Below are 20,466 nucleotides of genomic sequence, written 5' to 3'. Positions count from 1 at the left end.
CTGATGATCGCATTTGTCATAGCATTGCACCGGCCCGGGACGAAAGGCCACGCACGTAATCGGGCACAGTCAGGCCCGCGACTTTTTCGACCGTGCCCCAGATCGGTCTCGACGTGGGCTAAACGAGGGCATAGAACCGCCAGATGGCCAAGTTCTTCTATATTCTCGTGCCCTTCGCCATCCTGGCGGTTGCCATCGTGCTTGGCCTCGGCCTGCACAACATGCTCAAGGGCGGCGATGGCTGGCGTTCCCAGCGCCTGATGCAACTGCGCGTGCTGCTGCAGGCCGTGGCGATCGTCATCATCATGGCGGCGATCTATTTTGCTCACAAATAAGTGACGGAAATTTTCCTCAGGCCTGTGATGTCCTGAATATAGGCTTCATCTTACATTCAGATTTCGTAACGTAACCTCGGCTCGCGTATTAACCGAGGAACGATTCATGAAGAATTTTTTGAAGATTGCGTTGGCTTCATTGGTAATTGCTGCTCCATTGGCAAGCGCCCAGGCGCAAAATTTCTTTCCACGCGAACAACAGCAGCGTGACTGGAGAGATCATCGTTCCGGCACATGGGGTGGACAACACAGGGGGCCTGACCGTTATCCCAGGGGCTGGGGACCAAATCGCAGGCCTGATGGCGCCGGCTATTACCGCGGATATCGCGGCTATCGTGACTACCGGCCCGGTTATCGTCGCAACCGCGACGGCTTGTGGTACCCGGCGGCAGCGTTCGCCCTTGGCGCCATTCTTGGCGGTGCTCTGAGCCAATGATCATATCTGGGATACCCGGCGGCCTGAGACTTCGTCGCGTCACCCGCATTGGCCAATGGAATCGCCCCATCAGAGCGCGATATTTCGTCACTCTAATCGATATATAGCGTCGGGAGCTTGGTTTCCCGCCGGGCAGAGGAAGTGGGGCCGAGATTTCGCGCGGCAATGGATCCCATCCATTGCGCGGTCGGCGCCGTAAATCTTCCTGCGTTTACGTTTGAGTTACTTCCGCCCCCTACGGTCCGCCCGGCTGGCGCCTGTTGGGGATAACGTGGCGCTGGCAAAAGGCCCGGCCGGATGCTCTCCTGGCCGGGCCACTAACCGGACGGCAGGCGAGTGGGCGACGATTTTAGCCCCTGCGTTTCCCGGTCCCTGGATTGCTTCCTCGCGCTCGCAATGACAATGATCCCTGAAATCGAAACAGTGTCAGGCAAGCGCAATGGTTCGTCTCAACAAGATCTACACCCGTACCGGCGATGACGGCTCCACCGGTCTCGGTACCGGCGAACGCCGGTCCAAGGCCGATCTGAGGGTCGAGGCCTACGGCACGGTTGACGAGGCCAATGCCGTGGTCGGCCTTGCCCGCCAGTATTCCGGCCGCGAGGATGTCGATGTCGATGCCATGCTCGCCCGCATCCAGAACGATCTGTTCGATCTTGGCGCAGATCTATGCACGCCCGAGGGCGGCGAGAAGGAGATCACCTGGGCGCCGCTGCGCATCGTGCAGGCCCAGGTCGACCGGCTGGAGCAGGAGATCGACGCCATGAATGCCGATCTTGCGCCGCTGAAAAGCTTCGTGCTGCCGGGCGGTACGCCTTGCGCCAGTTATCTGCACATGGCCCGCACCGTCAGCCGCAGGGCCGAGCGCGTGATGGTGGCGCTGTCGCAATCTGTGGGCGAGTTGGTTTCCGCCGAGGCGCTCGCTTATGTCAACCGCCTCTCCGACCATCTGTTCGTAGCCAGCCGCTACCTCAACCACAAGGCAAGCGGCGACGTGCTCTGGGTACCCGGCGCAAACGGGTGAGCTCCCTTTTACCGCAAGGGGAGAAGGTATTTGCGCCCGCCTCCGTCATGTCCGCGCAATCATTGCGCGTAATTAATCCGGCCCCACCCCATTTCGGCCGGTTTGGCCATCTTTCATTTACCTTGATGAATCATGATCGAGGCCATGAAAAAGTCAGTCCTGCCCGCCCTTGCGCTGCTCGCCCTCTCGGCTCTGCCGGCGTCATCAGCTTCCTTCCAACAGTGCCTTTCAGCCATCGGCGCGCGCGCTGGTGCGGCGGGGGTATCGTCGTCCGTGATCAACCGGCAGTTCAGCGGCCTGCAGCCGGACATGACCGTGATCGATGCGATGAACAAGCAGCCCGAGTTCAAGACACCGATCTGGGACTACATGGCCTCGCTGGTCGATACGCAACGCGTGGCCGACGGCAAGCAGATGCTGGCCAAATATGGTTCGGTGCTTTCGGGCGTGCAGCGGCGCTATGGCGTCGACCCGGCCGTGGTGGTCGCGGTTTGGGGCGTCGAGTCCAACTACGGCGAGAGCAAGGGCACGCGCCCGCTGGTGCAGTCACTGGCCACGCTTTCCTGCTATGCCGGCCGCCGCCAGGCCTATTTCCAGGGTGAGCTCATCGCCACGCTGAAGATCATCCAGCGCGGCGACGTCAATCCCGATCATCTGGTTGGCTCCTGGGCCGGTGCCTTCGGCAATACCCAGTTCATGCCCTCGACCTTCCTGCGCCTCGCCGTGGACGGAGACGGCGACGGACGGCGCGATGTGGTCGATTCCGTGCCCGATGCACTCGCCTCCACCGCCAACTATCTGGCCCGGTCTGGCTGGGCTTCCGGCACGCGCTGGGGCTATGAGGTGCGCCTGCCGCCCGGCTTCAAGGCGGGGCTGGCCGGACGCACCAAGAAGCGCCCGCTCGGCTCCTGGGCCGCGATGGGCGTGACCCGTATCGATGGCGCTCCGCTGCAGGGCGGCAATGCCCGGGCCGCGATCCTGCTGCCGGCCGGACCGGAAGGGCCGGCTTTCGTGGTGTTCCGCAATTTCGATGCGATCTATTCCTACAACGCCGCCGAGTCCTACGCGCTGGCGATCGCCCATTTGTCCGACCGTATCCGGGGTGGAAGCCCCTTCGCAACGCCATGGCCAACCGATGATCCCGGCCTGTCGCGGGCGCAACGCAAGGAACTTCAGGCCCTACTGGCACGCAAGGGCTACGATGTGGGTACGCCCGACGGCTCGATCGGCAACAAGACCATCCAGGCGATACGCGATGTGCAGCGCCGGCTCGGCCTGCCGGTCACCGGCCACCCTGGGCTGAAGGTCCTGACGGCCCTTAAACGGGGGTGATCGCCAAAAAGGGCTATTTTTCCAGGGCATAGTTGCCATCAGCCATTATGATGATTGCGCCTGCGGCATCACTTGCCCTAGAATGTCGCCGAGAAAAGTTGTAGAAACGCATCATGTCAGCGACCACAGTCATTCACTTCGATCGTTCCGCCAAGGCGGCCACGCCGGATGCAGCGCCTTCGCGCGAGCTTCCCTCTCGCGACCACCAGCGCACGGGCTGCCCGTTCCACGACGTGCGTTCTATGCTGCGTGACGTCGGTCTGAGGCCCACCCGACAGCGCCTGGCGTTGGGCTGGTTGCTGTTCCAGAAGGGCGATCGGCACATCACGGCCGAAATATTGCATGACGAGGCCTCCAAGGCCCGCGTGCCTGTTTCGCTGGCCACCGTCTACAACACACTGCACCAGTTCACGGAAGTCGGTCTGCTGCGCGAATTCGCCGTGGATGGTTCGAAGACCTATTTCGACACCAATGTGCATGAGCACCATCATTACTATGTCGAAGGCGACAATGAGGTGCTCGACATTCCCGGCGAGGTCAACATGGCCGAGATGCCGAAGGTGCCTGATGGTTATGAGGTCGCCCGCGTCGACGTGATCGTGCGCCTGCGCCGCAAGGACTGAGGCATTATCCCTTGATTTTTATGAAAACGGCGCGGCTTGGCCGCGCCGTTTTCGTTTGCGCATGTTTTGGTCATCGCACATCTTCGTTCTGAACGGTGCATTCGGCAAATTGACGGTGTCGCTGCGCTGCAATCAAGCTCGACTGTCGTCTACAAGTGAGCGATCGAACGGAGGGGTGCCGGCGGTGGGTGCATGAATCGCTATCCGATGTTCAATCCGCAACTCCTGAACAGCTTCGTGGCGGTGTGCGACACGGTGAGCTTCACCCGCGCGGCCGAGATCGTGTCGCTGTCGCAGTCCACGGTCAGCCAGCAGATCCGCCGGCTGGAGGAGATGCTGGGCAGGCCCCTGTTCGAGCGCTCCTCGCATCAGGTGCAACTCACCGAAGAGGGCATCAAGATGCTGGGCTATGCCCGGCGCATCATTGCCTTGAACGAGGAGGCGCATGACGCCCTGACGGGCCTGTGGCGCGATGGCGTGCTGCGACTGGGCATGCCCGAGGACTATACGGTGCCCACTGCCGAATTGCTGGCAGCCTTCAGCCGCGAGCACCCGCATTTGCGGCTGGATGTCACCAGCGGGCTGAGTGCGGATCTGCATGGCGCCTATGGGCGCGAGGAGCTCGATCTCATCCTGGTCAAGCAGCGTCGCAGCCAGCCGCCGCGCGCCGCCAGGCCCGAACCCCTGCTGTGGCTGGATAGCCTGGCCCACCCGGCCATCGAGCAGGCCCCGGTGCCGCTGGCGGTCTTCCCGCCCAACGGGCTCTATCGCGAGGAATTATGCCAGGCACTCGACGCTCTCGGCCGGCGCTGGCGGGTCGGCTACAGCAGCGCCAGCCTGGCCGCGCTCACCGCCGCATCCGCCGCCGGCCTCGGCGTCACCCTGTTGCCCGCCGGCTGCCGGCTGCCGAGTCACCGCATATTGGGCGAGGCCGAAGGACTGCAGCCGGTGACCGATTTCGAGCTGGCGCTCTATTTCCGTGACGGCGCTGCCGATGCTGTCATGACCCTGGCGGAGCGGCTGGTCACCTTCTGCGGGTTGGAGGCATAAAGCGCGGAAATCTCCGCCGCCCTCTTGGCATGAAAGGCCTGGCCATTCATTCATGCTCTGCATTCAGGTCCCATCATTGCCGAATCGAATGATCAGCATTGGCAAATGTCGCTGCCAACCGCAGCCGCCCTTTCGTAAATTGGCAGCATAAGCAACCAATCGAGGGCAGGAAACACCGTGGAAAACCAGCAGCAGCCGAGCCGCAGAGCCTTTCTCAGCCAGACCGGAAAACTCACCACGGCCTGGGCGGTCGTCGGCATGGCAGGCGGCAGCGCCATGGCCGCGACAGCCGGCACCAGCCGTCCGGCCGGTGAAGCAGGCGCCAGCACGCTGAGCGATCGCCATTATTATCTCAGCGACGTGCGCCTCGAAGAAGGCTTCGAATATGAGGGCGAGACGGTGATCGGCACCCGCACGGCGCTCTATACGCTGGAGATCAAGGACGGCAAGATCGCTGCCCTGCATGCGGCCGGCGCCAAGCTGGACGACGGCCTGCCGCGTTACCAGGCGCATGGCCAACTCCTGCTGCCGGCGATGCGCGACATGCACATCCACCTCGACAAGACCTTCTATGGCGGTCCCTGGCAGGCCCCGCGCCCGCGCCAAGGCAAGACCATCATGGACATGATCGCGCGGGAGCAGAAATTGCTGCCCAAGCTACTGCCGACCTCGCAGCAGCGCGCCGAAGGGCTGATTGCCTTGTTGCAGTCCAAGGGCAGCACGGTGGCGCGCAGCCATTGCAACATCGATCCGGTCAGCGGGCTCAAGAGCCTGGAACATCTGCAGCGCGCGCTGGAGAACCATCGAAGCGACTTCAGCTGCGAGATCGTCGCCTTCCCCCAGCACGGCCTCCTGCATTCCAAGGTTGACGGCCTGATGCGCGAAGCCATGGGCATGGGCGTGCAATATGTCGGCGGGCTCGACCCGACCAATGTCGACGGCGCCATGGAAAAATCGCTCGACGCCATGTTCCAGATCGCGCTCGATAGCGGCAAGGGCGTGGACATCCATCTGCATGAGACCAGCCCGGCCGGCGTGGCCGCGATCAACTACATGGTCGATACGGTGGAGAAGAACCCGGCGCTCAAGGGCAAGGTCACCATCAGCCATGCCTTCGCCCTCACCACGCTCTCGCCGGAGGCGTTGTCCGAGATTGCCACGCGCTTTGCCGCCCAGGGCATCACCATTGCCTCGACGGTGCCGATCGGCAGCCTGGTGATGCCGCTGCCGCAGCTCAGCGAGAAGGGCGTCTTCGTGATGACCGGCACCGACAGCGTGATCGATCATTGGTCACCTTTCGGCAGCGGCGACATGCTCGAAAAGGCCAATCTCTACGCGCAGCTCTACCATGGCTCGGACGAGTTCCATCTCTCTCGCTCCCTGTCGATCGCCACCGGTGGCGTGCTGCCACTGGATGACAGCGGCAAGCGCGCCTGGCCGAAGGCCGGCGACGACGCGGCCTTCACACTTGTTCCCGCCAGTTGCTCGGCCGAAGCGGTAGCCCGCATGCCGGCGCGCACGGCCACCTTCCACCAGGGCCGCATGGTCTATGGCAGCGTGGGGCAGGCCTGAGCCTCTGCGCGAAAAGCGGCCTTGGCGCCGCGAGGGACTCCGGTTTTGTCATGCCCGGGCTTGTCCCGGGCATCTATTTGCCAGCATCGCAGTTGTTGCGTTTCCCTGAATCGCCGGGTCAAGCCCGGCGATGACAAGGGGCGGCGCTTCAGCTGCCTTTCAGGCTCGCAGGCGCCTTACTTCCCGGCGGGATATACCTTCTTGCCGCCGACCCAGGTTTCCGCGACCTTGGTCTTCCAGATCAACTGGGGATCGACGGCGAAGATGTCCTGGTCGACCAGGATGAAATCGGCCCATTTACCCGGTTCCAGGCTGCCGAGGCTCTTCTCCTGGTGTCCGGCATAGGCGGCGTCCAGGGTGAAGGCGCGGAAGGCCTCCACCCGCGTCATCGCCTGCTCGGCATGCCAGCCGGCGACGGGCTTGCCCTGATGGTCGGTGCGGTTGACGGCCGCGTGCAGGCCGAAGAAAGGATTGGCCGATTCCACCGGAAAGTCCGAACCGCCTGCAATCACCGTGCCCTGGTTGAGCACGGTACGCCAGGCATAGGCGCCGCGGATACGCTCGTGACCGACCCTGTCCTCAGCCATGTTCATGTCGGAGGTGGCGTGGGTGGGCTGCATCGAGGCGACGAGCCCGAGGCTCTTGAGGCGCGGCAGGTCGGTGAGCGCCAGCACCTGGGCATGCTCGATGCGGTTGCGCAAATCGCGTCCGCCCACCTTGGCGAAGGCGCCCTCGAAGGCATCGAGCACCTCGCGGTTACCGGCGTCGCCGATGGCATGGACATTGGTCTGGAAGCCGGCCTTCAGCGCCGTCTCGATATCGGCCTGCATCTCCTCGGGCTTGCGGAAGAGCAGGCCACGATTGCCGGGATCGTCGCTATAGGGCTCGATCAGCGCGGCACCGCGGCTGCCCAGCGCGCCATCGGCGTAGAGCTTGACGCTGCGCACGGTCAGCCGGTCCTGCCCATAGCCGAGCAGCGGTCCGCCAGCCGAGACGGTCTTGAAATCCTCACCGACGCCGCCGACCATGGCATAGATGCGGGCGGTGAGGCGGCCCTCGTCGGCGAAGCGCTTGTACACCGCAATGTCGGCAGCCTCGACGCCTGCGTCATGCGCACCAGTCAGGCCGAGCTTGGCCATGTGGGCGAGGGCGGCGGTGAGATTGGCGGCACGATCAGCTTCGGTCTTAGCCGGCAGCACCTTGACGACGAGGTCCATGGCCTTGTCGACCAGTACCCCGGTGGGATTGCCCTGGGCGTCGCGCTCAATGCGCCCGCCATCGGGATCCTTGGTATCCTTGGTCACGCCGGCGAGGGCGAGCGCCTTGCCGTTGGCCCAGCCGGCATGGCCGTCGACCCGTTCGAGCCAGACCGGCCGATCCCTGACCACGGCGTCGAGCTCGGCGGCGTTGGGGAAGCGACCGAGCTTCCAGACCACCTGGTTCCAGCCTCCGCCGCGGATCCAGGCTGCCTTGGGATTGGCGCTCGCATAGGCGCTCACCAGCTTGAGGCCGGCCTTGAGGCTGGCAGTCGAGGACAGGTCGATCGTCGTCAGCGTTTCGCCGAGGCCGCCGACATGGCCATGGGCGTCGATCAGGCCCGGCAGCAGCACCTTGCCGCGACCGTCGCGCCTGGCCGCATCGGCATGGGCCTTGGCGAGTTCCTTGCTCGCGCCGGTGGCGATGACCTTGCCGTCCTCACCGAAGACGAGCGCGTCGAAACGGACGAGTTCGCCGTCCCGGATGGTATAACCCCTGATATTTTCAATCAGGACCGACGCAGCCAGCGTCGGCGTGGCCGCCATGGCGGCAGCCGCGACGAGGGTCGCGAAACCGACCTTCCTCATGCCAAATTTCCCCCAGTGTGATTCCCCTCGCAGGGATCATGTTCCATGCGGCGGCAGAGAGGTAAAGGTACCGTCGGGGAAGAACCCGGCCTGCATCGTCTCGCGGTGAGCCCGACCGGCCCGCCTCCGCGAGTGAACGGCTAGTTTGTTCCCTCCGCCCTTATCGGCGAGGACCACTTCTGTTTGCGATAAGGTCGATCGCCAGGGCCAGGATCATCGCGACCGAACCGATCACAAAGAGCAGGCGGTAATTGCCGCCGCTCTGCGCGAAGAGGAAGGACAAGGCATAGGCAGCACCGGCCTGGAACAGAGCGAACCACACTGTCGCCAGGCTCCAGGCGCGTTTTTGCTGAGCGGGATGGTGCGGCAGGAGTTCATGGATGCGGCCGATGACCAGCGGCACCGTGCCGGTGACGAAGGCGCCGACCACGAGGCTGGAGGCGATCAGCCATGGCTGGCCCATGACGCCGGCGGGCAGGGCTACCGCGACGGCTTCGAGCAGGAAGGAGGTGCGCAAGGCAGCGCCGAAACCGATGCGATCGGCGAGGTGACCGGCCAGGAGAGGGCCGATGGTGGCGCCGATGCCGAAGATGACCCAATAAAGCGCGCCGACCTCGACGCCTTCGCCCAATCCCCGCGCGACGAAATCGACCAGGAAGATCATGTGGGGCACCCAGCCGGCGGCATTGAGGGCATATTCGGCATAGAGGGCGCGCAGGCTTGCCGTCCTGGGGGCATGGCCGGATTGGGCGGGGGGCTGGCCTACCGCATTCTCGCCTCGCGGCCAGCCGGTCCAGGCGGCAGCCGTCAACAATAGCGAAAGCGCGCCGAGACCGAACCAGGCTTGCCGCAGCCCCTGTTGCAGCAACAGTGGCGCCAGCGTGCCGGAGGCGGCGATACCCGCGCCGATCCCCATGAAGATGGCGCCGCCGGCAAGCCCCCGCCTCGCCGGTGCGACATGGGCGAGTACGGTCGGAGCCGCCAGGACCATCAGCGTGCCGCCCGCCAAGCCGGCGACGAAGCGCCAGGCGAAGAACCAGGCAAAGCCGAGCGGATAGGCGCAGGCGAAGAAGGTAAAGGTAGCCAGGGCCATCATGATCCTGAGAATGGCAATGGTCGAGAAACGCGCGGCCAGCGGACGGCCGATAAGGGCACCGGCAAGATAGCCTGCCAGGTTGGCAGCGCTGAGATAGGCGGCCGTCGAGGCTTCGAACCAGTGCGCATCGACGATTGCCGGCAGCAGCGGCGTATAGGCGAAGCGGGCAAGGCCAATGCCGATCAGGCTGGCGCAGAAGGCGGACAGGATCGCGCGCCACATGTTCGGGCTGCGCTCGCTGGAATTCCCGTCACGGTCCAAGATGATGGTACCGGCCATTCGTCGACCCTCGATTGTCGTTCTTGACGAACTTAAGGGACCGTATCAATCTATAAAAACGAATATAAAGGATACGAGATATCTCTATTTGAGATATCTATGTTTGCAGTGGATGCGACCGGCATGGATATATCCGATCTGAGGGTGTTCGAAGCTGTATCCCGGCTCGGCAGCATGAACCGGGCCGCCCAGGAGCTGAACACCGTCCAATCCAATGTGACGACCCGTATCCGTACCCTCGAGCAGGACCTTGGCGTCAGTCTGTTCCAGCGCCATGCGCGCGGTGTGTCGATCACGCCCGCGGGGCAGCGTGTGCTGCCTTTTGTCGGCCGTATCGCCAGGCTGCTGGCGGATGCCCGAACGGCCGCGCAGGACGAGGGCGCGCCGAGCGGCGCTCTGTCCCTCGGCAGTCTGGAGACGACGGCGGCGCTGCGGCTGTCCGGCCTGCTCAGCCGATTTGCCAAGACCCATCCCGCCGTCCGGCTCGTCCTCACCACCGGCACTACGCGCAAGCTCCTGGACGAAGTGATCGCCTGCCGCCTTGAAGGCGCCTTTGTTGCCGGCCCCGTCAGCCATCCCGAATTGCACCAGCAGGTCGTCTTCCGGGAGGAACTCGTCCTCGTCACCGCCCGCAACCTTCGGAGCCCCGACGAGTTGGCCTCGGTCCCGGAGTTGAAGACGATCGTTTTCCAGGTCGGCTGCTCCTATCGCCAGCGGCTCGAAACCTTGCTGGCCGAGAGGGGGATCGTGACCGCAAGGCCGCTGGAATTCGGCTCGCTGGAGGCAATCATCAGCTGCGTGTCGGCCGGCGTCGGTATCACCTTGTTGCCGAGAAGCGTGGTCGCCGGCGCCTGGCAGGAGGGCAGGATTGCCATCCACAAGCTCCCGCCCGAGCGGGCGGAGGTCGACACGCTGTTCGTGCGCCGGGCCGACGGTTATGTCTCGAGCGCGCTCTCGGCCTTTCTCGACATGGCACATGCGAGTTTCAGCGTGAGCGGCACCTAACGCGCCGCTCCGATGGGCAGCCGCTCAATCGGCGATCTCGACCACGAGCTCGATTTCGACCGGCAACCCTAGGGGCAGGCTGGCGACGCCGAGCACGACCCGGCCCGACAGCATGTCCGCGCCGAAAACCTTGAGAAGGAGCTCGGAGGCGCCATCGGCCACCTTCGGGTGGTCCCGGAAATCACCTTGCGTGGCGATGTAGACGCCGAGCTTGGCGACGCCGGTCACCTTGTCGAGCGAACCGAGTTCCTCCCTGATCGCCGCCAGCGCACTACGGGCGGCGAGTTCAGCCGCCCTGTAGCCTTCCTCTACCGTCAGTTCGCCGCCGAGGCATCCGAGAAATTGCGGCTTGCGATCGATCACCGGCAGCATGCCGCTGAGAAACATCAGCCTCCCGATCCTGACTGCCTCGACATAGGCGCCGAACGGGGTCGGTGATGGCGGAAGGGTGATGCCGAACTCCCGAAGTCGCTGCTCCGCACCGGCGCCTTTTCCAGTGGGGCCGTTGCCGAAGTTTACCATTTGCCCAGATGTGCGCCGCCATCGACGTGCAGCACCTCCCCGGTTACGCGCGGAGCCTCGGTCAGGAAGAGAACCGCCTGGACGATTTCCCCGACACCGGAAATGCCGGGCATGGGTGACAAGGCATTGATGAAATCCCTTGGGCTGTCCTTGTGGAGCGGCGTGTCGACCACACCGGGCGCGACCGTGTTCACGCGGATGCCCTCATGCGCATATTCCATGGCGATGTTCTTGGAGAGGGCCTCGATGCCGCCCTTGGTGGCCATGGCGACGGAGGCGTTGACACCGGCGATCGGGTGGCCGGCCAGGGGCGTGGTGATGCTGACGATGCTGCCGCCGCTCTTCTGGGTAAGCATCTGCCGTACCACCGCCTGGGTGAGATGCAGGAAGCCTTCCACATTGGTGGCGGCGAGCCTGCGGTAATCCTCCAGCGTGTAGTCGACGAACGGCTTGGTGAAGAAGATGCCGGCATTATTGACCAGAGCATCGATCCGCCCGAAGCGGGCCAGCGCGGTTTCCACCACACGCTGCGCGGTGGCGGGATCGGCGATATCGCCGTCGACACGGGCCAGCCGATCGGAGGCCCGGATCTCGTTCGTCTGCGAAACCCGCCGCGAGGTTGCTACCACGTCGTAGCCGCGTTCGAGGAAGGCGTTGGCGAGGCCTGCACCGATGCCCTGCGAGGCGCCGGTGACGATGACGACCTTGTTTGTCATTTGCGTTCTCCACGAGTTGGTTTGTTCTCGTGGCAGGAATGTGCGTCGCGGCAGGTTCTTTGATTAGATGGAAATATCTGGAATTAATTTTCCACTCATGCAAAAATAATGACATGGCGGATCTCAACGACATCGCCGTTTTCGTGAAGGTTGCGCAGTTCGGCAGCTTTAGCCGGGCCGCCCATGCGCTTGGCATGCCGGTCTCCACCGTCAGCCGCAAGGTGAGCGCCCTCGAGGAGCAATTGGGCGTGACGCTGCTGCAGCGCACGACGCGCAAATTGACCCTCACGGCCCAGGGGCGCGCCTATTACCAGCAATGCAGCGAGCCGCTCGGCCAGCTCCAGGACGCCGAGCGGGTCCTCGTCCAGGCACAAAGAAGGCCGGAGGGCCTGCTCCGGGTCTCGGTGCCGGTGATCATGGGGCAGGAGCCCTTCTACGACTTCATCTCGTCCTTCCTGACGGCCTATCCGCACATCCAGGTCGACCTCGTCGTCACCAATGTCTTTCTCGACCTGATCGCCGAGAATGTCGATGTCGCCATCCGTTTCGGGGAACTGCCGGATTCCAGCATCATCGCTCAGCGCATCGGCAAGAGCGTGCGCTATGTCGTGGCGACGCCGGCTTATCTGAGGGATCGAGAGGTGCCGGACAGGCCGGAGGATCTCGCGCGCCATCGCTGCGTCCTGATGAACGGGCGCAACAACGAAGCCGAATGGCATCTGGTCAGCGGCCGCAAGGCGGTGAAGGTCCAGGTCTCCGGGCCGATCGCCAGCCGCGACTTCCAGGCCGTGAGCGCCTTCACCTATAAGGGCCATGGCATCGGTCTCCTGCCCTCGACCTATTGCGACGAGCGCATCGAGAGCGGCGACCTCGTGCGCCTCCTGCCGGCTTGGTCTTCGCCGGAGATCTTCGTGCACGCCGTCTACCAGACGCGGCGCTTCCTTCCTGCCAAGCTGCAGGTCTTCCTTGACGCCCTGAAGGCCTGGAAGAGCCCGCTTTGGATCATGCTGCGGTGACGCTGGTTACCGCAGCATGATCGTCATCGTCATCGGCCTCACAGCTTCAGCCAGTCGAGCGTGCCCAGGGAGACCAGGGTCGCAACCAGGATGGTTCCGGCATAGATCAGGCTGTGGCGCCAGCTCTGCAGTGGCGAGCGCCGGCGCAGCATGGCGGGGCGGGCGAGGATGAAGGTGGCGATCAGGAGCGCGACCACCAGGCTGCTGTGCTGGATGCCCGTGGCGAGGTCATGCAGGATCACCATGCTGCAGATCAGCAAGGTGGGGAACCAGGCGTGCCGGAATTCGGTGCGAAGCTTGGCAAGCAAGGGAGCAAATGGCTGCATGATATCCTCGGGATCGAAAGTCCGACCGCGGTCTGAAAATTGAAGTTGGCGGAGTAGATGCCGATTGCGGCGCGAGCGTGCCGTGCCGATGGTCACACGGCGGAAATCGCGAGGAATCGTGGTGTCAGGCCTGGGAATCCCGGATCAGCCTTAACAAAGCGTAAAAAATCGAACCGATTTGTCTGTTGCTGCCACACCCCGTCGGCTAGAGCAAAGGGCGTTCAGGCGTGAACGCTCACTTGCTCTAATTCTTTGTTTCGACGCGTCTTTGCGATTCTTGACGATTTCGTCCAATCTCAAAACGCTTTAGGCGGCAAACCCCGCATTCCTGGCATGGCAGACGTCGTCAAATAGGCAGTAGCGGCCTGACTGGAATCCTTCTATAAACGCACCATACCGCGCCGCACAAACCGCCTCGTGAGCGCGAATTCCGCTGACGTATCATAGGCTTGGGGGCGTTCCCCGGCCTTTTTCAGGGAACCTGCCATGGCCTCTCTCGATAGCTTCAAAGCCCGCAAGACACTTCAGGTGGGCTCGAAGACCTATACCTATTATTCCTTGAAAGCAGCGGAAGCGAACGGTCTTCCCGGCATTTCCGCCCTGCCGGTCTCCATGAAGGTCCTGCTCGAGAACCTCCTGCGTTTCGAGGATGGCCGCAGCGTTTCCAAGGGTGATATCGAAGCCATCGCCGCCTTCCTCACCAATCGCGGCAAAGCCGAGCGCGAAATCGCCTTCCGCCCCGCCCGCGTGCTGATGCAGGACTTCACCGGCGTGCCGGCCGTAGTCGATCTCGCCGCCATGCGCGACGCCATGAAGGCCCTGGGTGGCGATCCCACCCTGATCAACCCGCTGGTGCCGGTCGATCTGGTCATCGACCACTCCGTCGTTGTCGACTATTTCGGCAACAACGACGCCTTCAAGAACAACGTTGCCCGCGAATATGAGCAGAACCAGGAGCGCTACCGCTTCCTGAAGTGGGGCCAGTCGGCCTTCGACAATTTCCGCGTGGTGCCGCCGGGCACCGGCATCTGCCACCAGGTCAATCTCGAATATCTGGCCCAGACGGTCTGGACCAAGGAAGAAGACGGCGTCACCGTCGCCTATCCCGACACGCTGGTGGGCACCGACAGCCACACCACCATGGTCAACGGCCTGGGCGTGCTCGGCTGGGGCGTCGGCGGCATCGAGGCGGAAGCTTCCATGCTCGGCCAGCCCAATTCGATGCTGATCCCCGAAGTGATCGGCTTCCGTCTCAACGGCAAGCTGCCGGCAGGCGTCACCGCCACCGACCTCGTGCTCACCGTCACCCAGATGCTGCGCAAGAAGGGCGTCGTCGGCAAGTTCGTGGAGTTCTTCGGCCAGGGCCTCGACGCCATGACGCTGGAGGACAAGGCCACCATCGCCAACATGGCGCCGGAATATGGCGCGACCTGCGGCTTCTTCCCAGTCGATGCCGAGACGCTGCGCTATCTCGACAAGTCGGGCCGCGATGCCGATCGCATCGCTTTGGTCGAAGCCTACTCCAAGGAACAGGGTATGTTCCGGACCTCGGCGAGCTTCGATCCGGTGTTCACCGACATTCTCGAGCTCGATCTCGCCACTGTGCTCCCCTCGCTCGCCGGCCCCAAGCGCCCGCAGGATCGCGTGCTGCTCTCCGACGCCAAGACCGGCTTCCTCGCCGCACTGGAAGGTGAGTTCAAGAAGCCGGGCGAAGCCGGCAAGGCGCAGGCCGTCGCTGGCACCGACTATGCCATCGGCCATGGCGCCGTGACGATCGCCGCCATCACCTCCTGCACCAACACCTCCAATCCCTCCGTGCTGGTCGCGGCCGGCCTGCTCGCCCGCAAGGCGGCGGCCAAGGGCCTGAAGTCCAAGCCCTGGGTCAAGACCTCGCTCGCACCGGGATCGCAGGTGGTGGAAGCCTATCTCAGCCAGTCCGGCCTGCAGAAGGATCTCGACGCCCTCGGCTTCAACCTGGTCGGCTTTGGCTGCACCACTTGCATCGGCAACTCAGGCCCGCTGCCCGAGCCGATCTCGGAGGCCGTCAACAAGGGTGATATCGTCGCCGCGGCCGTGCTCTCGGGCAACCGCAACTTCGAGGGACGCGTCAATCCCGACGTCAAGGCCAACTACCTGGCCTCGCCGCCGCTGGTCGTCGCCTATGCGCTGGCCGGCTCCCTCCAGGTCGACGTGACGCTGGAGCCGCTCGGCACTGGCAGCGACGGCAAGCCCGTCTTTCTCTCCGACATCTGGCCCGATGGCGCCGAGATCCAGGCGGTGATCGACGAATACGTCACCCAGGCGATGTTCAAGTCTAAATATGCCGACGTCTTCAAGGGCGACGAGAACTGGCAGAAGATCTCGGCACCAGCAGGGCAGACCTATGCCTGGGACGAGCGTTCGACCTATGTGCAGAACCCGCCTTATTTCGAAGGCATGACCAAGACGCCTGTGCCGCCGACGGATGTGCACAAGGCCCGTGTCCTCGGCCTCTTCCTCGACTCGATCACCACCGACCACATCTCCCCGGCCGGTTCGATCAAGGCGGCGAGCCCAGCGGGCGAATATCTGCGCGACCACCAGGTTCGCCCGGTGGACTTCAACCAGTACGGCACGCGCCGCGGCAACCACCAGGTGATGATGCGTGGCACCTTTGCCAATATCCGCATCAAGAACCAGATGCTGCCGGGTATCGAAGGGGGCCTGTCCATCCATTATCCCGATGGCGTGGAAGCCCCGATCTACGACGTCGCCATGCGCTACAAGGCCGAGGGCGTGCCCTTGGTGGTGTTCGCCGGCAAGGAGTATGGCACCGGCTCATCGCGTGACTGGGCGGCCAAGGGCACCAAGCTGCTCGGCGTGCGCGCCGTGATCGCCCAAAGCTTCGAGCGCATCCATCGCTCCAACCTGGTCGGCATGGGCGTGGTGCCCTTCACCTTCGCCGAAGGCACCTCCTGGCAGACGCTCGGCCTGAAGGGCGACGAGATGGTGACGATCGAAGGGATCGAGACGATCAAGCCGCGCGCCACCATCGAGGCCGAGATCAGCTTCGCCGACGGCAAGGTCGTCAAGGTGCCGCTGCTCTGCCGCATCGATACGCTGGACGAGCTCGACTACTTCAAGAACGGCGGCATCCTGCAGTTCGTGCTGCGCAATTTGGCGGCGTAATCCTGGGAGTGCGGGCTCTGCCCGCTCTTCCGATATTGAGGGCATGGCGGCATCTCGTAGAGAGGGCCGTCTCGCCTCTCTTTCGGTCCTCGTCTCTTGCCGCATTCGTCAACGCCCAAGAGCGGACATCGCGACATGCGAACATGTCGCTGAGATGTCCGCGTTCCGAGGAGATTCCATGTTCCCCGACAGTCTCATAGCCGGCTACAAGTCCTTCCTCGGCGACCGCTTTTCCCGGGAACGCCAACGCTATGAGACGCTGGCGGCCACAGGGCAGAGCCCGGAAGTCCTGGTGATCGGATGCTGCGACTCGCGTGTCTCGCCGGAGGTGATCTTCGACGCGGGGCCGGGCGAACTCTTCGTGGTGCGCAACGTCGCCAATATCGTGCCGCCTTATGAGGCGGGCGGCCAGTTCCATGGCACCAGCGCCGCGCTGGAATTTGCGGTCGAGGCGCTCAAGGTCAAGCACATCGTCATCATGGGCCACGCCAGTTGCGGCGGCATCCGTTCCTTTGCCGAAAAGCGCGCGCCGCTTTCTTCGGGGGATTTCATCGGCAAATGGATGTCGATCATCGCCCCGGCGGTGGATACGCTGGAGGACCCTGGCGAGACGCCGTCCGAGGATTATATCACTCGGCTTGGCCTTGCCGCAGTGGAGCAGAGCCTTGCCAATCTGACGACCTTCGGCAGCGTGCGCCGGCGCGTGGATGCCGGGGAATTACAGCTCCACGGCGCTTATTTCGGCATCGCTTCCGGCCATCTCCTGGTACGCGACCCAAAAACCCGCCGCTTCGAGCCGGTGGTTTCCGAGATCGGCACGCCGCCGTCCTTGCTTCGCTGCGATTGAGCCTTTGGGACTGCGGGCGTCACGCCCATAGGTGTAACTTAAGGCGAGAGGTGCAACACCACCCGCCTCCTCGCTCCACCGTTGAGTTGGTGCCTATGGGCGAGACGCCTGTGGCCCCAGGAATTGCGCCGCCCGCGTGAAGCAAGGTCTGCATCCTTATACCTTGTTTACGTGTCGCACTCAAAACAATACACAATATTTATTTGTGAAATATACTCTATATTTCGTAAAATGCCTTGGATGTCAGCCTCGTCGGACAATCGTCGCGGGGCAAGATGACACCGTTTCTTCCTTCGCGCGGCCGAATGCTTTGCGTGCCGGCGCGAGAACAAGGTATTTTCAGAACTGCTCCTATCATGTCGAATTCAGTCTCGAGAAAACTGGACCTCGTATCCAGAGTAACCATTCACGTCTTTGTCGCCGAAGTCCTGTTCGCGGCTTTGCTGGCGGCTTCCGGCTCGAAGGCCTTTGCGCCGACCTTTGCCGTTCTGCTCACCTTCCTCGCGCTGTTGCAGGTGATGGCGGCTTTTGGCGCGCGCCGCCGAGCGCCATCCTCCTCGCTGACGGAATGGGACGGCGTCGCCTGGCTGCTGCTGGTGGCGACCGGCACGCTGCTGTTCTTGCGGTGATTTCGCCGCTATGAGGCAGTCCTTCACAGCGGCGGCAGGCGCCGCTTCACCGGTTGCGCCTTGACGATGGCGGTGTTGGTCTCGGCCTTGTCGATCAGGCGGTCGAGGATCTCGTCGAGCTGCTCGATCGAGCGCAGATGCAGCCGAGCGACGAAGCAGTCGTCGCCGGTGACCTTGTCGCATTCGGAGAATTCCGGGATCTCCTCGATCAGGCCCTGCACCCGCTGCAACTGGCCGGGCAGGGGGCGGATGCGCACGATCGCCTGTAGTGTATAGCCGAGGGCGTGCGGATCGACGTCCACGGTAAAGGCCCGGATTACGCCGCGCTCCTCCAGGCGCTTGAGACGCTCGGAGGTGCTGGGAGAGGACAGGTTCACCCGGCCCGCCAATTCCTTCAGCGAGATACGGGCATTCTCGACCAGGATGTCGACGATGCGTTTGTCCACTTCATCAAGCATGATGTCGATCCGTTATTTGTCCTTCGTAATTTAGGAGGATGCCATATTCAACCTTATCCGATCCATATAAATTCGCAAAGAGCCCGAATAGAATTGAGCCTCCATTGAGAGGTAGATGCCATGGACAAGCTCCGCGGAACGGCCGAAATGACGGCGGCCATGATCATATCGGGGACGATCGGTTGGTTCGTCATCCTGTCGGGCCAGCCCGTCATCGACGTAGTGTTCTGGCGCTGCCTGTTCGGGGCAGGCACGCTCGCCTTGATCTGCCTGGGGCTTGGCCTCTACAGGCGCGATGTCATTACAGTGCGGCAGATCGGGCTCGCCGTGATCGGCGGCGTCGCCATCGTGGCGAATTGGCTGATGCTGTTCGCCGCCTATCCGCGCGCCTCGATCTCGATTGCCACCGCCGTCTACAACACCCAGCCTTTCATGCTGGTGGGGTTCGGCGTGCTGTTCTTCTCGGAGAAGCTGACGGCGTCCAAGCTGTTCTGGCTCGGCCTCGCCTTTGCCGGCATGCTCGGCATCGTGCAGGCCAAAAGCGGGGCCGCCGGGACCGGTTACCTGGTCGGCATCGGCCTGGCGCTCGGCGCCGCCTTCTTCTATGCGATCGCGGCCCTGGTCGCCAAGAAACTCAAGGGGGTGCCGCCGCATCTGATAGCCCTCATCCAGGCGATCGTCGGCACCCTGATGTTGGCTCCGCTCGCCAGCCTGGCCCATCCGCCCACGGGGGAGCAGACCTGGGCGATTTTGGGCACGCTCGGCGTCGTCCATACCGGGCTGATGTATATCCTGCTCTATGGTGCCATCCAGAAATTACCGACCAGCCTCACCGGCGCGCTCTCCTTCATCTATCCCGTGGTGGCGATCCTGGTCGACTTCGTCGCCTTCGGCCATCGCCTGGACTGGCTGCAAATGGTTGGTGCCGGCGCCATCCTGGTCGCGGCCGCGGGCATGACGCTCGGCTGGTCGCCCCTGCGCCGGAATGAGACGGCGGTACCGGGGACGCCGGCTAGCCCTCGATCCTGAGCAGGACGACGCCGAAGAGGGCGGCAGCGATGCCGAACCATTGCAGCGGCGACAGCCTTTCGCCGCGCAGCACCTCACCGGTCGCCAGCGATAGCAAGGTGGTGATCGCGCCATAGGTGGTGGCGCCGACGCCATCTGGCCGCGGATGGTGGGCAGGAACAAAACCAGCGGGGACAGGCCGGCAAAGCCGATAGCCTGGCTGAAGAATAGGGATCGGCGCACCCCGAGCGTGCGTGCAGCCGCGCCGCCGAGAAAATCTGTGCCACCCCAACATAGGGCAGCCGCCAGACCGAGAAGAATTGCCATGCCCGCGTCCGCCGTTCGGCCATGGGAGGAACGGTACTTCCGCCCAGATTCCACGCCTCTTATCTTCGTCCTCTGCCTCCTCGGAACGCACAGCTGCGCTAAAGCGCGTCAATATCTAGCCAAAACGCGAAAGGGGAGCGGTCAGGTCCCTGAACGCAGTCGCCGATGCGCCTCTGCGTGCAAGCTGTCGAGCCCTGCGGTGATGCGATGGCTGATCGCATCGATTTCCTCAGCATCAGCATCACCGGGTACGACGAGGGCTTCCGACCACAGCACGCAGCCGCGCCCGAAAGGCAGCACCACGCTGGCCTTATCCCAATTGTCGAGGTCGATCCGCGCACTGGTCACCGCCGCGAAGAGGAAGATCGGCCGCCCGGTGGCCCGGGCCAGCTGCACCGCGCCCTTGCCGGCCACCCGCGCGACCTTGGGCACGTCGGCCGTCATCAGTACGTTGGTGCCTGTTTCCAGCGCCTGGCGCATCGCCAGGAAGGCCGGGATGCCACATTTGCCCCGAATCTTGGCGCGGGTCTGGGTGCCGGAGCCGCGAATGGTGCCATAGCCGGCGCGCGCCAGCGCCGTGGCGATCACCGTACCGTCGAAATGCAGCGAGACCAGCACGCTGGTGCGCGGCGCACCTCGCAGGGCCGCGATGCTCAGCATCTGCTGGCCATGCCAGGTCAGGGCGATGAAGGAACCATCGGTCCGCTCCCAGGGCCGCTGCTCGCTTGGCAGAGGGGCGAAGCGCGTGGTGCGCATCACGCCGCTGATATAGGCATGCAGCCCGTAACCGGCTGCCCTTGCGGTCCATTGTTTCCTGCGGATCATCGAACGGCTCCCGAATGCGGGCGCAACC

General features: G+C 63.6%; 20 protein-coding genes. 13 read left to right on the top strand and 7 right to left on the bottom strand.

Annotation, left to right across the window (positions count from 1 at the left end):
* Positions 1-143 precede the first annotated feature (143 nt).
* From ACZYTC_RS16190 to ACZYTC_RS16160, 7 genes are all read left to right on the top strand, one after another.
* Positions 144-335, top strand: a complete 192-nt coding sequence (locus ACZYTC_RS16190; RefSeq protein ID WP_434959465.1) for a twin transmembrane helix small protein — start codon at positions 144-146, stop codon at positions 333-335.
* 106 nt (positions 336-441) lie between these two features.
* Complete coding sequence (locus ACZYTC_RS16185) at positions 442-771, top strand: hypothetical protein (protein WP_434959466.1); 330 nt, start codon at positions 442-444, stop codon at positions 769-771.
* 439 nt (positions 772-1,210) lie between these two features.
* On the top strand, positions 1,211-1,795 hold the full coding sequence (locus ACZYTC_RS16180) for a cob(I)yrinic acid a,c-diamide adenosyltransferase (protein ID WP_434959467.1): 585 nt from the start codon (positions 1,211-1,213) through the stop codon (positions 1,793-1,795).
* 144 nt (positions 1,796-1,939) lie between these two features.
* Positions 1,940-3,127: a lytic murein transglycosylase gene (locus tag ACZYTC_RS16175; RefSeq protein ID WP_441773350.1), complete on the top strand. Its 1,188-nt coding sequence runs from the start codon at positions 1,940-1,942 to the stop codon at positions 3,125-3,127.
* 113 nt (positions 3,128-3,240) lie between these two features.
* The gene (irrA, locus tag ACZYTC_RS16170) at positions 3,241-3,750 is read left to right on the top strand and encodes an iron response transcriptional regulator IrrA (protein ID WP_434959469.1); all 510 of its coding nucleotides are present in this window, start codon (positions 3,241-3,243) and stop codon (positions 3,748-3,750) included.
* 192 nt (positions 3,751-3,942) lie between these two features.
* The gene (locus ACZYTC_RS16165; RefSeq protein ID WP_441773349.1) at positions 3,943-4,800 is read left to right on the top strand and encodes a LysR family transcriptional regulator; all 858 of its coding nucleotides are present in this window, start codon (positions 3,943-3,945) and stop codon (positions 4,798-4,800) included.
* A gap of 177 nt (positions 4,801-4,977) precedes the next feature.
* Positions 4,978-6,372, top strand: a complete 1,395-nt coding sequence (locus ACZYTC_RS16160) for an amidohydrolase family protein (protein WP_434959471.1) — start codon at positions 4,978-4,980, stop codon at positions 6,370-6,372.
* Positions 6,373-6,548: 176 nt separating this feature from the next.
* Here ACZYTC_RS16160 and ACZYTC_RS16155 read toward each other — a convergent pair whose 3' ends face one another.
* Positions 6,549-8,216 carry an amidohydrolase gene (locus tag ACZYTC_RS16155; protein ID WP_441773348.1) on the bottom strand — a complete coding sequence of 556 codons (1,668 nt, stop codon included), beginning with the start codon at positions 8,214-8,216 and terminating at the stop codon, positions 6,549-6,551.
* A gap of 160 nt (positions 8,217-8,376) precedes the next feature.
* Entirely contained in the window at positions 8,377-9,591 is a 1,215-nt protein-coding gene (locus ACZYTC_RS16150; protein WP_441773347.1) for a YbfB/YjiJ family MFS transporter, read from the bottom strand.
* A gap of 123 nt (positions 9,592-9,714) precedes the next feature.
* On the opposite strand from ACZYTC_RS16150, the gene ACZYTC_RS16145 reads away from it, so the two are divergent.
* Positions 9,715-10,596 (top strand): LysR family transcriptional regulator, encoded by an 882-nt coding sequence (locus tag ACZYTC_RS16145; protein ID WP_441773346.1) that lies wholly within the window; start codon positions 9,715-9,717, stop codon positions 10,594-10,596.
* Positions 10,597-10,620: 24 nt separating this feature from the next.
* Here ACZYTC_RS16145 and ACZYTC_RS16140 read toward each other — a convergent pair whose 3' ends face one another.
* Both ACZYTC_RS16140 and ACZYTC_RS16135 read right to left on the bottom strand, forming a co-directional pair.
* Positions 10,621-11,118, bottom strand: coding sequence for a RidA family protein (locus tag ACZYTC_RS16140; protein WP_441773345.1), 498 nt, complete (start codon positions 11,116-11,118; stop codon positions 10,621-10,623).
* Positions 11,112-11,834 carry an SDR family NAD(P)-dependent oxidoreductase gene (locus ACZYTC_RS16135; RefSeq protein WP_441773344.1) on the bottom strand — a complete coding sequence of 241 codons (723 nt, stop codon included), beginning with the start codon at positions 11,832-11,834 and terminating at the stop codon, positions 11,112-11,114. The genes ACZYTC_RS16140 and ACZYTC_RS16135 overlap by 7 nt, the downstream gene beginning before the upstream one ends.
* A gap of 113 nt (positions 11,835-11,947) precedes the next feature.
* Here ACZYTC_RS16135 and ACZYTC_RS16130 point away from each other — a divergent pair, with 113 nt between their 5' ends.
* Complete coding sequence (locus ACZYTC_RS16130) at positions 11,948-12,850, top strand: LysR family transcriptional regulator (RefSeq protein ID WP_434959477.1); 903 nt, start codon at positions 11,948-11,950, stop codon at positions 12,848-12,850.
* A 38-nt stretch (positions 12,851-12,888) separates the two neighbouring features.
* Here ACZYTC_RS16130 and ACZYTC_RS16125 read toward each other — a convergent pair whose 3' ends face one another.
* On the bottom strand, positions 12,889-13,176 hold the full coding sequence (locus tag ACZYTC_RS16125; RefSeq protein WP_488990068.1) for a hypothetical protein: 288 nt from the start codon (positions 13,174-13,176) through the stop codon (positions 12,889-12,891).
* A 486-nt stretch (positions 13,177-13,662) separates the two neighbouring features.
* Between ACZYTC_RS16125 and acnA the strand changes: the two genes are divergently transcribed.
* The 3 genes from acnA to ACZYTC_RS16110 all read left to right on the top strand — a co-directional run bounded on the left by acnA (position 13,663) and on the right by ACZYTC_RS16110 (position 17,820).
* Positions 13,663-16,344 (top strand): aconitate hydratase AcnA, encoded by a 2,682-nt coding sequence (acnA, locus tag ACZYTC_RS16120; protein ID WP_434959479.1) that lies wholly within the window; start codon positions 13,663-13,665, stop codon positions 16,342-16,344.
* Positions 16,345-16,522: 178 nt separating this feature from the next.
* Entirely contained in the window at positions 16,523-17,191 is a 669-nt protein-coding gene (locus tag ACZYTC_RS16115) for a carbonic anhydrase (RefSeq protein ID WP_434959480.1), read from the top strand.
* A gap of 356 nt (positions 17,192-17,547) precedes the next feature.
* On the top strand, positions 17,548-17,820 hold the full coding sequence (locus ACZYTC_RS16110; protein WP_488990067.1) for a hypothetical protein: 273 nt from the start codon (positions 17,548-17,550) through the stop codon (positions 17,818-17,820).
* A gap of 23 nt (positions 17,821-17,843) precedes the next feature.
* Here ACZYTC_RS16110 and ACZYTC_RS16105 read toward each other — a convergent pair whose 3' ends face one another.
* A complete protein-coding gene (locus tag ACZYTC_RS16105) occupies positions 17,844-18,278 on the bottom strand; it encodes an Lrp/AsnC family transcriptional regulator (protein WP_434959482.1) in 435 nt (144 codons plus the stop codon).
* A 120-nt stretch (positions 18,279-18,398) separates the two neighbouring features.
* On the opposite strand from ACZYTC_RS16105, the gene ACZYTC_RS16100 reads away from it, so the two are divergent.
* A complete protein-coding gene (locus tag ACZYTC_RS16100) occupies positions 18,399-19,307 on the top strand; it encodes a DMT family transporter (RefSeq protein WP_488990066.1) in 909 nt (302 codons plus the stop codon).
* A gap of 447 nt (positions 19,308-19,754) precedes the next feature.
* Here the strand turns inward: ACZYTC_RS16100 and ACZYTC_RS16095 are convergent, their stop codons facing one another.
* Entirely contained in the window at positions 19,755-20,438 is a 684-nt protein-coding gene (locus tag ACZYTC_RS16095) for a lysophospholipid acyltransferase family protein (RefSeq protein WP_488990065.1), read from the bottom strand.
* Positions 20,439-20,466 lie beyond the last annotated feature (28 nt).

Source organism: Labrys sp. F242 (assembly GCF_057813875.1).
Note: the sequence above shows the minus strand (reverse complement) of the source record. Positions and strands in the feature narration are given on the sequence as shown.